General features: G+C 67.7%; 10 protein-coding genes. 8 read left to right on the forward strand and 2 right to left on the reverse strand.

Annotation, left to right across the window (positions count from 1 at the left end; translation table 11 throughout):
• Positions 1-14: 14 nt before the first annotated feature.
• From AC5P9I_RS10950 to AC5P9I_RS10985, 8 genes are all read left to right on the forward strand, one after another.
• The gene (locus AC5P9I_RS10950; RefSeq protein WP_049469506.1) at positions 15-1,124 is read left to right on the forward strand and encodes a polyamine ABC transporter substrate-binding protein; all 1,110 of its coding nucleotides are present in this window, start codon (positions 15-17) and stop codon (positions 1,122-1,124) included.
• Positions 1,125-1,294: 170 nt separating this feature from the next.
• Positions 1,295-2,464: an HlyD family secretion protein gene (locus tag AC5P9I_RS10955; protein ID WP_049469503.1), complete on the forward strand. Its 1,170-nt coding sequence runs from the start codon at positions 1,295-1,297 to the stop codon at positions 2,462-2,464.
• Entirely contained in the window at positions 2,461-4,014 is a 1,554-nt protein-coding gene (locus AC5P9I_RS10960) for a DHA2 family efflux MFS transporter permease subunit (RefSeq protein ID WP_049469500.1), read from the forward strand. Before AC5P9I_RS10955 ends, AC5P9I_RS10960 begins: the two co-directional genes overlap by 4 nt.
• Positions 4,014-5,555 carry an efflux transporter outer membrane subunit gene (locus tag AC5P9I_RS10965; protein ID WP_049469498.1) on the forward strand — a complete coding sequence of 514 codons (1,542 nt, stop codon included), beginning with the start codon at positions 4,014-4,016 and terminating at the stop codon, positions 5,553-5,555. Before AC5P9I_RS10960 ends, AC5P9I_RS10965 begins: the two co-directional genes overlap by 1 nt.
• A 148-nt stretch (positions 5,556-5,703) precedes the next feature.
• Positions 5,704-6,840 carry an ABC transporter ATP-binding protein gene (locus tag AC5P9I_RS10970; protein ID WP_049469496.1) on the forward strand — a complete coding sequence of 379 codons (1,137 nt, stop codon included), beginning with the start codon at positions 5,704-5,706 and terminating at the stop codon, positions 6,838-6,840.
• Positions 6,837-7,769, forward strand: coding sequence for an ABC transporter permease subunit (locus tag AC5P9I_RS10975; protein ID WP_049469494.1), 933 nt, complete (start codon positions 6,837-6,839; stop codon positions 7,767-7,769). Before AC5P9I_RS10970 ends, AC5P9I_RS10975 begins: the two co-directional genes overlap by 4 nt.
• Positions 7,766-8,608: an ABC transporter permease subunit gene (locus AC5P9I_RS10980; RefSeq protein WP_005415928.1), complete on the forward strand. Its 843-nt coding sequence runs from the start codon at positions 7,766-7,768 to the stop codon at positions 8,606-8,608. Before AC5P9I_RS10975 ends, AC5P9I_RS10980 begins: the two co-directional genes overlap by 4 nt.
• Before the next feature lie 83 nt (positions 8,609-8,691).
• Entirely contained in the window at positions 8,692-10,056 is a 1,365-nt protein-coding gene (locus tag AC5P9I_RS10985) for an NAD-dependent succinate-semialdehyde dehydrogenase (RefSeq protein ID WP_049469492.1), read from the forward strand.
• 75 nt (positions 10,057-10,131) lie between these two features.
• On the opposite strand, the gene AC5P9I_RS10990 is transcribed toward AC5P9I_RS10985, so the two are convergent.
• Positions 10,132-11,154: a magnesium and cobalt transport protein CorA gene (locus AC5P9I_RS10990; protein ID WP_049469491.1), complete on the reverse strand. Its 1,023-nt coding sequence runs from the start codon at positions 11,152-11,154 to the stop codon at positions 10,132-10,134.
• 6 nt (positions 11,155-11,160) lie between these two features.
• Positions 11,161-12,384: a lipoprotein N-acyltransferase Lnb domain-containing protein gene (locus tag AC5P9I_RS10995; protein ID WP_088476011.1), complete on the reverse strand. Its 1,224-nt coding sequence runs from the start codon at positions 12,382-12,384 to the stop codon at positions 11,161-11,163.
• Positions 12,385-12,413 lie beyond the last annotated feature (29 nt).

Here is a 12,413-nt window from a genome sequence, read left to right on the forward strand (position 1 = left end):
TTCTGGAGCACCCGATGAAGCTGCGTATCCTCACGCTCGGCCTGGCCTCCGCCATGCTCGCCGCCTGTGGCGGTGGCAACGGCGGCGCGCAGGACAGCCAGGTCCTGAACGTCTACAACTACAGCGATTACATCGCCGAGGACACCATTCCGACCTTCGAGAAGGAGAGCGGCATCAAGGTGACCTACGATGTGTTTGACAGTGACGAGATGGTCGAGACCAAGCTGCTGGCCGGCAACAGCGGCTACGACGTGGTGGTGCCGACCCTGAACTTCTTCGGTCGCCAGATCCAGGCCGGCGTGTTCCTGCCGCTGGACAAGAGCAAGATTCCGAACCTGGCCAATCTGGATCCGGCGGTGATGAAGCGCATCGCCACCCAGGATCCGGACAACCAGTACGGCGTGCCGTACATGATCGGCACCACCGGCATCGGCTACAACGTGGACATGCTGAAGCAGCGCTTCGGTGGCAGCACCGACATCGCCAACAGCTGGGACCTGGTGTTCAAGCCGGAGAACATCAGCAAGATGAAGGACTGCGGCGTGACCATCCTGGACACGCCGGCCGACATGATCCCGATCGCGCTGCATTACCTGGGCCTGGACCCGCACAGCGGCGACCCGGCCGAGCTGCAGAAGGCGGCCGACCTGCTGAAGTCGATCCGCCCGTACGTGCAGAATTTCCACTCCTCGCAGTACGTCGGCTCGCTGGCCAACGGCGGCACCTGCCTGGTGGTCGGCTGGTCCGGTGACATCATCCAGGCACGCGACCGCGCCGAGGAAGCCAGCAATGGCGTGCACGTGGCCTATTCGATCCCGAAGGAAGGTGCGCCGCAGTGGTTCGACATGCTGGCGATCCCGAAGGACGCCAAGCACCCGGAAGCGGCGTACCGGTTCATCAACTACCTGCTGGAACCGAAGGTCGCCGCGGCCAACACCAACTTCATCCACTACGCCAACCCGGTGCCGACCGCCACCCCGCTGGTGGACGAGGCGATCCGTACCGACCCGACCATCTATCCGCCGGCCGACGTGGCCGCGAAGATGTTCACCTACTCGATCAACACGCCGGAGACCGACAAGCTCTACACCCGGCTGTGGACCGAGGTGAAGACCGGGCGTTGAATCCGCCTGCGCGGCGCCGGGCATGACCGGCGCCCACCGCCAGGCGCATGTCGAAGGAGGCCGCAGGGCCTCCTTCTGCATATGTGCAGTCCGTGTCGCGGCGGCTTTCACTTCCCCTCGGCGCTGCATCCCCTACCGTCCCGTATGGCACTGACCACCGCCACGAGACGATGACCGAACAGCCCGCGCGCGACGACAGCGCCCACGACGACGACCGGCAGAAGGAACAGGACACGCCCTCTCCGCTGAAGAATCCCAGGGTGCGCTGGACGCTGGCGATCATCGGGCTGCTGGTCGCGGTGGCCCTGGTTGCCTGGCTGGTCTATCACCTCCTGGTCGGGCGCTACCTTCAGGACACCAACAACGCCTACCTGCAGGCCGACGCTGTTGCCGTGGCGCCGCGCATAAACGGCTACGTCACCGAGGTGCTGGTCAAGGACAACCAATGGGTAAAGGCGGGCGAGCCGCTGCTGCGCATCGACCCGCGCACCTACCGTGCCACCCTGGACCAGGCCGAAGCAGTGATCGCCGTCCGCGAAGCGGATATCGCGGCGGCAACCGCCGGCGTGCAGGGCCAGCAGTCCAGCCTGCTGCAGGCGCGCACCCAGCTCACGGCCGCGACCGCCTCACTGCGCTTCGCAAGATCCGAGCTGGCCCGTTTCACCCCCCTGGCCGCCAGCGGCGCAGACACCCACGAGCATGTGGAGAGCCTGCGCCACGACGTAGAGCGGGCGCAGGCCCAGTACGACGCCGCCAGGGCGCAGATCCAGGGCGTGCAGAGCCAGATCGACGCCAGCCAGGCGCAGCTGGAACAGGCACAGGCCGGCCTCAAGCAGGCACAGGCCGATGCCGCGCAGGCCCGGGTCGCATTCGAGGACACCGAACTGCGCGCGCGCATCGATGGCCGCATCGGCAACAAGACCGTGCAGGTCGGCCAGTTCGTCGCCGCGGGTACCCGCACGATGACCGTTGTCCCGGTCGCCTCGCTGTACCTGAGCGCCAACTTCAAGGAAACCCAGGTAGGCCTGATGCGGGCCGGGCAGCCGGCGGAGATCAAGGTCGATGCCCTGCCGGGTACCACCCTGCACGGTACGGTCGAGAGCATTTCGCCAGGCACCGGATCGCAGTTCGCGTTGCTGCCGCCACAGAATGCCACCGGCAACTTCACCAAGGTGGTGCAGCGGGTGCCGGTGCGCATCCGGGTCGACGCCGGTGCCGAAGCGCGCAAGGTGCTGGTGCCGGGCATGTCGGTGGAAGTGACCGTGGACACCCGCAGCGCCAAGGACGCGAGCAGGCGCACCCGCGATGAGGCCGAGGCCACGGCCGCACCCGTGCGATGAACGCCGCCGCCGCCCCTGCCGCCGCCGCCGAAGGCAAAGCCGACGCTGGCGCGTGGTTGGCCGTAGCCGCGGGCACGATCGGTTCGTTCATGGCCACGCTGGACATCTCCATCGTCAACGCGGCCCTGCCCACCATCCAGGGCGAGGTCGGCGCCAGCGGCACCGAAGGCACCTGGATTTCCACCGCCTTCCTGGTGTCGGAGATCGTGATGATCCCGCTCACCGGCTGGTTCGTGCGCACCCTGGGCCTGCGCACCTTCCTGCTGATCTGCGCGACGCTGTTCACCGCCTTCTCGGTGATGTGCGGGTTGGCCGACTCGCTGCCGATGATGATTGCCGGGCGGGTGGGGCAGGGATTCGCCGGTGGGGCCCTGATCCCCACGGCGCTGACCATCGTCGGCACGCGCCTGCCACCGAAGCAGCAGCCGCTGGGCACCGCGCTGTTCGGCATGACCGTCATCCTCGGGCCGGTGATCGGCCCGCTGCTGGGCGGCTGGCTGACCGAGAACGTGAGCTGGCATTACGCCTTCTTCATCAACGTGCCGATCTGCGCCGGGCTGGTGGCGCTGCTGCTGCTGGGACTCCCGCACGAAAGATCGGACTGGGGAGGCCTGCTGCGCGCTGACTGGCTGGGCATCGTCGGCATGACCGCCGGCCTGTCCGCGCTTACCGTGGTGCTGGAAGACGGGCAGCGCGAGCGCTGGTTCGAATCCACGCTGATCGTGGTGCTCACCGTGGTCTCTGTGGTGGGATTCGCCCTGCTGGCGCTTTCGCAATTCACCAGCAAGACCCCGGTGATCCGTCTCAACATCCTGTTCCAGCGCAGTTTCGGTGCGGTGTTCGTGATGGTGATGGCGGTGGGCATGATCCTGTTCGGGGTCATGTACATGATCCCGCAGTTCCTGGCGATCATCGCCGGCTACAACACCGAGCAGGCCGGCTACGTGCTGCTGCTGGCCGGTCTTCCAACCATCCTGCTGATGCCGTTCATGCCGAAGATGCTGGAAACGGTGGACGTTCGCATCATGGTGTTCGGCGGCATGCTGTGCTTTGCAGCGGCCTGCTTCGTCAACCTCGGTCTCACGCCGGACAGTGTCGGCCCGCATTTCATCGTCGGCCAGCTGCTGCAGGGCTGCGGGTTGGCGCTGGCAATGATGGCGCTGAACCAGGCGGCCATCACGTCGGTACCGCGCGAGTACACCAGTGATGCCTCGGGCCTGTTCAATGCCGCGCGCAACCTCGGCGGCTCGATCGGCCTGGCGATCATCTCGACCTTCCAGGAACGTCGCACGATCCTGCATGTCGATGCGATCGGCAGTAGTGTCACCGCGAATTCGCCGCTGGCCCAGGATGCGCTGCACGCCTATGGCCAGCAGCTGGGCGACGCGACCCAGGCGGCGGCGGTGCTGGCGCAGACGGTCCAGATGCAGGCGATGGTGATGGCCTACAACGACCTGTTCTGGATCTTCGGCCTGATCGTGGTACTGACCTTCCCGCTGGTTTTCCTGCTCAAGCCCCTGCCCAAGGGCGTTCCATTGGCGATGCACTGATGACTTCGACGACTCCGCCCCCGTTCGTTCGCGCGTGCCGGATGTGGCCGGCCGTGGTACCGCTGCTGCTGGCCGGCTGCACGCTCGGGCCGGATTACGTGCGGCCCGACCTTGCCGGCGGCGCTACCGCGCAGGCGGCGTTGCCACGTGCAGCGCAGGCTGGCGTGCAGCCTGCGGCGCCAGCGAGCCAATGGTGGCGCGCGCTCAACGATCCATTGCTGGACCAGCTGGTGGACGAGGCCCTGCGCAACAGCCCCAACCTGCGCGCCGCCCAGGCCAAGCTGCTGGCCTCGCGCTCACTGCAGCGCCAGCGCCGTGCCGAACAGCTGCCCAGCGTGGGCGCTGCGGCCGGCTACGCCAACATCAAGGCGCCGGATTCGATCGGGAACCGTGTGCGCAGCATCGGCGAGAACGTCGCCGGCGTTGCCGAGGCCAACGGTCGCCCGCAGGAAGCGGCGCAGCTGCGCCAGCAGTTCGCCGATACCGATCTGGATACCGAGTTGTACGTGGCCGGCTTCGATGCCAGCTGGGAGCTGGACCTGTTCGGCCGACGCCGCCGCGCAGTGGAGCAGGCCAGTGCCGAGGCCGGGGCCAACGCTGCGGCGCTGGCCGACGCACAGGTGCAGCTGGCCGCCGAACTGGCCCAGGTCTACCTGGGGTATCGCAGCAGCCGTGAGCGCATCGCCCTGGCCGAGGACAACCTGCGGGCGGCCCAGGAGAGCCTGCAGCTGACGCGCCAGCGCCGCCAGCGTGGCGCCGACTCGGACCTGCAGGTGGAACGCGCGCAGGCCGAGCTTGAGCAGCAGCAGGCGGCGCTGCCCACGCTGCAGGCCCAGGCCGACGAGGCGCGCGACCTGCTGGCGCTGATGGTGGGGCGCGAGCCGGGTGCGCTGGACGCGCGGCTGGCGGCGGATCAGCCGCTGCCGCAGCTGCCGGCCAGGGTGCCGGTGGATGATGCGCGCGCCCTGATCCAGCGCAGGCCCGATGTGCGCAAGGCCGAGCGCGAACTGGCCGCGTCGTCGGCACAGATCGGGCAGGCCCTCTCCGCCTACTTTCCGCAGGTGACGCTGCTGGGCAGCATCGGCGCCGGCGCCACCTCGGTATCCGATCTGGGACGGGATTCGGCGGCTACCGTCATCGCTCCGTTCCTGCGCTGGTCGCTGTTCGACTTCGGCGTGAACAAGGCACGGGTGGCGCAGGCCCGGGCGGGCAACCAGGCGCGCCTGGCCGCCTACGAGGGCACGGTACTGGCAGCGCTGCAGGATGCCAATACCGCGCTGGCGCGGTTTGGCGCCGCGCGGCAGCAGCTGCAGGCCAGCGGCCGTGCCGAGGCCTCTGCAGAGCGCGCGCTGGCCCTGATGCGGCAGCGACGCCAGGCCGGGGCCACCTCGCAGATCGACCTGCTGGACGTGCAGCGCCAGCGCCTGCAGGCCCAGGATGCCGCCGCCCAGGCCCGCCTGCAGGTGCTGGTGCGCTACGTGGCGCTGCAGAAGAGCCTGGGCCTGGGCTGGCAGGACGCGCCACCGGTGGCCGTGCGCTGAGACCCTTCGCCGGGGTCACCCTGGCAGCGGCGGGCCCGACCCGGTGGGCGCCGCGGCACGGTGCGCGCCGCCACAGCCCGTCATATCCCCTTCGGCCCCCGGCCGTTAGAATGACCGCCGCTGTCCACCGCCCGCTCCCGGAGCCCCCATGCCCGTTGAAGCCCAGCCGGTAGCCACCGTCGTCGACACGACCGGTGCGCCCGGCTATCTCTCCATTCGCGACCTGCGCAAGGAATTCGACGGTTTCGTCGCCGTCGACGACGTCAATCTGGACGTGCGCAAGGGCGAGATCTTCGCCCTGCTCGGTGGCTCCGGCAGTGGCAAGTCGACCCTGCTGCGCTGCCTGGGCGGCTTCGAGACGCCCACCAAGGGCAGCATCACCCTCGATGGCCAGCGCCTGGACGCACTACCGCCGTACCAGCGGCCGGTCAACATGATGTTCCAGTCCTATGCCCTGTTCCCGCACATGACGGTCGAGCAGAACATTGCCTTCGGCCTGAAGCAGGACGGCCTGGGCAAGGACGCGATCAGCAAGCGCGTGGGCGAGATGCTGGACCTGGTGCAGATGGGCCACCTGGGCAAGCGCAAGCCGCACCAGCTGTCCGGCGGCCAGCAGCAGCGCGTGGCGCTGGCGCGGTCGCTGGCCAAGGGGCCGAAGCTGCTGCTGCTGGACGAGCCGATGGGCGCACTGGACAAGAAGCTGCGCTCGCAGATGCAGCTGGAACTGGTCAGCATCATCGAATCGTCGGGCGTGACCTGCGTGATGGTCACCCACGACCAGGAAGAAGCGATGACCATGGCCACCCGCATCGCGGTGATGGATGCCGGCTGGATCCAGCAGGTCGGCAAGCCGGACGAGGTCTACGAGCAGCCGGCCAACCGCTTCGTTGCCGAGTTCATCGGTTCGGTCAATCTGTTCGATGGAGTGATCGACGAGGACCTGCCCGAGTATGTGACCGTGCGCTCGCCGCTGTTCCCGGCGCCGATCTACATCGCCCATGGCATCACCTGTTACGAAGGGCAGCCGGTCGCATTCGCGCTGCGCCCGGAAAAGGTGATGATCGGCAAGGACGAGCCGGAAGGGCATACCAACAAGGCCCAGGGCGTGATCGAGGACATCGCCTATTTCGGCAGCCATTCGGTCTACCACGTGCGCCTGCCCAGCGGTGCCAAGGTGCTGGCCAATTTCGCCAACTCGCAGCGCTGGGCCAGCGATGGCCTGACCTGGGGGGACAGCGTGTGGGTGCACTGGCGCGACAACGACGGCGTGGTGCTGACCTCATGAGCGTTGCCGGCCTGAAGCGCTGGCTGCCGGGGCTGCGTGCCACGGTGATCGGCATTCCGTACCTGTGGCTGCTGCTGTTCTTCGCGGTGCCGTTCCTGATCGTGCTGATGATCAGCTTCTCGCTCAGTCGGGTCGGCTCGCCGCCGTACACCTGGCTGCTGCAGTACGCGGACGGCGGCTTCTCCCTGAAGCTGAACCTGGAAAACTACCTGGCGCTGTTCCGCGATTCGATCTATGCGCAGGCCTTCCTCAGCTCGATCAGGATCGCGGCGATCTCCACCTTCCTGACCCTGCTGATCGGCTACCCGATGGCCTATGCCATCGCCCGCCTGTCGCCGGCCGCACGCAACGTGGCGATGATGCTGGTGGTGCTGCCGTCGTGGACCTCGTTCCTGATCCGCGTGTACGCGTGGAAGGCGATCCTGGACCGCAATGGCCTGCTCGACCAGTTCCTGCAGTTCACTGGCCTGCAGACGCTGATGACGTCGATGGGGCTGCCGAAACTGCAGCTGATCGATACGCCGACGGCCGCCTACATCGGCATCGTCTACTGCTACCTGCCGTTCATGGTACTGCCGCTGTACGCCAACCTGGTCAAGCATGACCACCGCCTGCTGGAAGCGGCCTACGACCTCGGCGCCAAGCCGTGGCAGGCGTTCCTGCGCATCACCTTGCCGCTGTCCAGGGCCGGCATCATCGCCGGCTGCATGCTGGTGATGATCCCGGCGGTGGGTGAGTTCGTGATCCCGGAAATGCTCGGTGGTTCGGAGACGCTGATGGTCGGCCGCCAGCTGTGGAACGAGTTCTTCAACAACCGCAACTGGCCGGGCGCCTCGGCGATGGCGGTGGCGATGATCCTGTTGCTGCTGGTGCCGATCCTGCTGTTCAACCGTTCCCAGCAGCGCCTGCTGGAAGGGAAGCAGGCATGAGCCCGCGTACCGCCAAGGGCCTGGGCCTGGGCGTGCTGCTGCTCGGCTTCGCCTTCCTGTACCTGCCGATCCTGCTGTTGATGTTCTATTCGTTCAACAGTTCGCGGCTGGCGATGGTCTGGGCCGGGTTCTCCACCCGTGCCTACAGCGACCTGTTCGCCGACCGTGCGCTGATGGATGCGATGTGGACCAGCCTGGTGGTGGCGTTCTGGACCGCCTGCACCGCCACCGTGCTGGGCACGCTGGCGGCGATGGTGATGACCCGTTTCAAGCGTTTCCGGGGCAAGCCGCTGTTCGGTGCGCTGGTCACCGCGCCGCTGGTGATGCCGGATGTGATCCTGGGCTTCTCGCTGATGGCGCTGCTGGCCTCGATGGGCGCGATTCCCGGCTTCCCCGCGCGTGGCCTGGCCACCATCTGGATCGCACACGTGACCTTCACCCTGTGCTTCGTCACCGTGGTGGTGTCCTCGCGCCTGCAGGAAATGGACCTGTCGCTGGAAGAAGCGGCGATGGACCTCGGTGCCAGCCGGCTGACCGTATTCACCCGCATCACCCTGCCGATCATCGCGCCGGCTCTGGTGGCGGGCTGGCTGCTGGCCTTCACGCTGTCGCTGGATGACGTGGTGGTCGCCAGTTTCGTGGCCACGCCGGGCTCGACCACGCTGCCGATGAAAGTGTTCGCCTCGGTGCGCATGGGCATCAGCCCGAAGATCAACGCGTTGGCCACGCTGCTGGTGTCGGCCGTGTCGATCGCTGCAGTGATCGGCTGGTACATCAACGCCCGCGCCGAGAAGCGGCGCCAGCGTGACCTGCAGCTGGCACGGCAGGACAACGGCTGAGCACACGGTCTGTCGACAGCGCCGGCAACATCCGGCTCACGGCCGGCGGCGCACAATGGGGGTCACTTTGATGGAGACCCCCCATGACCGTCGAGATCATCGACCCGGCCACCGGCCAGGTGACCTACCGCCATGAACTGATGGGCGCTGCTGACATCGAGCAGCGCCTGCAGGCCGCCGCCGATGCGTTCCCCGGTTGGGCCGAGCGTTCGCTGCAGGAACGCGGCGCGATCCTGCGCCAGATCGCGGCGCAGTTGCGCACGCGCCGCGACGACCTGCAGCAGGCGATGACCCATGAGATGGGCAAGCTCAAGGCCGAAGCGCTGGCCGAAGTCGACAAATGTGCGGCCGCCTGCGAGTACTACGCGGACCACGCGGCCGACTATCTGAAGCCGCAGCTGATCGACACCGAAGCCCAGCGCAGCTACGTGCGCTACGAGCCGATCGGCTGCGTGTTCGCGGTGATGCCGTGGAATTTCCCGATCTGGCAGGTATTCCGATTCCTTGCACCGGCCTTGATGGCCGGCAACGTGGCGCTGCTCAAGCACGCCAGCAACGTGCCGCAGTGCGCTGATCTGATCCTGGCCGTGTGCCGTGATGGAGGACTGCCGGAGGGCGTATTCGACGTGCTGCACATCGACAACGACCAGGCGGCCGAGGTGCTGCGCGACGTGCGGGTGAAGGCGGTGACGCTGACCGGCAGCGAGCGGGCAGGGCGCTCGATCGCGGCCAATGCCGGTGGCCAGCTGAAGAAGTCGGTGATGGAGCTGGGCGGCAGCGATGCCTTCGTGGTGCTCGATGACGCCGACCTGGACAGGACCGTGGCCGCGGCGGTGAAGTCGCGCTTCGACAACAGCGGGCAGACCTGCATTGCCGCCAAGCGTTTCATCGTGGTCGAAGCGGTCGCCGATGAGTTCACCCGGCGCTTTGTCGAAGCGGCCGGCCAGCGCCAGTACGGCGACCCGGACGAGCGTGGTACCACGCTGGCGCCGATGGCCCGTGCCGACCTGCGCGATGAACTGCACAAGCAGGTGCAGGCCAGCGTGGCCAAGGGCGCGCGGGTGCGGGTCGGTGGCGAGCCGATCGCCGGCACGCATGCAGGCTATCCGGCCACCGTGCTCGACCAGGTCGGCCCAGGCATGCCGGCCTACGACGAGGAACTGTTCGGGCCGGTGGCTGCGGTGATCCGGGTCGCCGACGAGGCCGAGGCACTGCGCGTGGCCAACGACACCCGCTTCGGCCTGGGCGGCAGCGTGTGGACGCGCGACCCGGTGCGCGGCGAAGCGTTCGCGCAGCGCATGGAGTGCGGCGCCGCGTTCGTCAACGCCATCGTCAAGAGCGACGCCCGGCTGCCGTTCGGCGGCAGCAAACAGTCCGGCTTCGGCCGGGAACTGGCCGACCACGGCATCCACGAGTTCATGAACATCAAGACCGTCTACGTGGCTTGATGCCGAAGGGTAGTGCCGGCCGCTGGCCGGCATTGCCCCGATTGCCGGCCAGCGCCCGGCGCTACCAGCAGCGGGTCACAACCACTTCGCGCGCTTGAACAACCGGTACAGGCCCACGCACACGCCGCCCACGCCGACAATCATCAGCGGATATGACCACGGCTGGCTCAGCTCCGGCATGTGGCTGAAGTTCATGCCATACCAGCTGGTGATCAGCGTCGGCGCCGCCAGCAGCGCGGCCCAGGCGCCGAGGCGCTTGACCGTCTCGCCCTGCGCCAGCGTCACCAGCGACAGGTTGACGCTGAGCGCGGTGCCGAGCATCTCGCGCAGGGTGTCGATCACATCGCTGATGCGCACCGCGTGGTCGTGCACGTCACGGATATACAGCTTCACTTCGTCGGGGATCAACTCGCCCTGGTAGCGGCGCAGCTGCGCCAGTACGTCCTGCAGCGGTGCCACCGCCATCCGCATCTTGTTCAGTTCGCGCTTGAGCTCGTACAGCCGCACCACGGTGCTGCGCTTGTAGTTCTCGGCGAAGATGTCCTTTTCCAGCAGGTCCAGGGTGTCGCGGAAGCGGTGCACGATCGGCAGGTAGTTGTCGACCACGAAGTCGGTCACTGCGTAGAGGCAGTACGACGGGCCCATCTTCAGCAGCTGCGGCTCACGCTCGACCCGCGCCCGCACCGGCGCGTACGACAGCGAGGCGCCGTGGCGCACCGTCACCAGGAAGCGCGGGCCGAGGAAGGCATGGGTTTCGCCATACTGGATGCGCTCGTCGACCATCTGCGCGGTGGTCACCACCACGAACATCGAATTGCCGTAGGTCTCGACCTTGGGCCGCTGGTGCGCGTTGCGCGCGTCCTCGATGGCCAGGTCGTGCAGGCAGAATTCTTCCTGCAGCTTCAGCAGTACATCGTCGTTGGGATCGTACAGGCCGACCCAGACAAAGCCGTTGCCACTGGCAATGACGTCGCTGATGGCATCCAGGCCGATGTCGTGGCGCTTGCCCTCGTCATCGTAGTGGACGCAGTTGATGACGCAGGCGGGGTTGGCCGAAGCCGGGGCGGAAGCGGAGGCGGGCAATGACATGCCCGCCATCGTGCGTCAGCGCCGTGTTTCGGACAAGTGAGGACGGCGCCCCAGCACCCACGCCAGCGCCGCGTGCACCGGCAGCAGCAGCACGATCCACTGTACGTTGTACTGCGCCTGCAGGCTCAGCCAGTGCAGTACCAGTGCCGCCACGGCCTGTACCGCCAGCAGCCACAGCACGACCCTGAACATGCGGCCCGGCACGCGCCGGCGCAGCAGTGCGATCGCGCCCGGAAGCAGCAGCACGGCCAGCGGCGAAAGCAGCAGCAGGTTGCGGTTGGCCCAGGCGGCGTAGTGGGTACTGAAGCCCCACAGGAACACCAGCAGGCTGCCAGCGATGGCACACAGCAGCCAGAACGGCAGGGCCAGCCCGGCCAGCAGGCGCGGGCGGTTGCGCAGCGCCAGCACGCCGCCGGCCACGACCAGCCCCAGCAGCAGCCACGGCCACCAGCGGCGCGCGAATTCCTTCGGCTCCGGATCGATGCGGTGCGGCAGCAGTTCCTGTTCGGACTGTACCAGCGGCCGGCCGTCGCTGTTGCGTGCCTGGCGCAGCGCGTCGGCCAGGCGCATCGGCACGAAGGCTTCCTGCCAGCGCGACAGCGGCTGGTCTGCGAACGGCCCGAGGCCGACATCGAAGCCCAGCCACATCCACGGCGCCGGCGAGGCCAGGCGCACCGATTCACTGCGGTAGGTATTGCCGCGCGAGCGCCCCGACAGCTGCGACTGCAGGCCGCCGCCCAGCGCCTTGTCCACCGTGTCGCGCACCATCGTGGCGCAGTTGGCGGTGTAGTAGTCGTAGTGGTAGCGCGCGTTTTCCGGCTTGGCCCGTTCGGCCAGGTCGGCGGCCAGCGCACGCGCCTGGTCCGGGCGCAGGTCCAGCCACTGCACGCTGGCACCGCGGCCGGTCTCGTCGTAGTACGACAGGTCCTGCTGCAGCGGCAGCGCCACCAGGTAATACATCATGTCGCCGCGCACGAAGCGGCTGATGAAATCGTCCTCGGACGGATCGAAGTAGCCGAAGTTGTATGAGGTCGCTTGGCCGCTGAGCGGATCGATCACCACGATGGCATCGTGGCCAAAGCGCTCGAAGAACACCGTGCCCGGCTGCATGGTCACCACGCCGATGCGCGGGGCCGCAGCCTCGGCGCCGGCGGCGGCAGGCGCGGGCGTGCTCGCCGCCGGCTGCGCGAAGGCAGCCAGCGGCAGGACCATGGCCAGCACGCACAGTGCCAGCCACATCGTCAGGCGGAGTGCCAGGACGGGGCCGC

Source organism: Stenotrophomonas sp. YJH_SMC_29 (genome assembly GCF_059371235.1).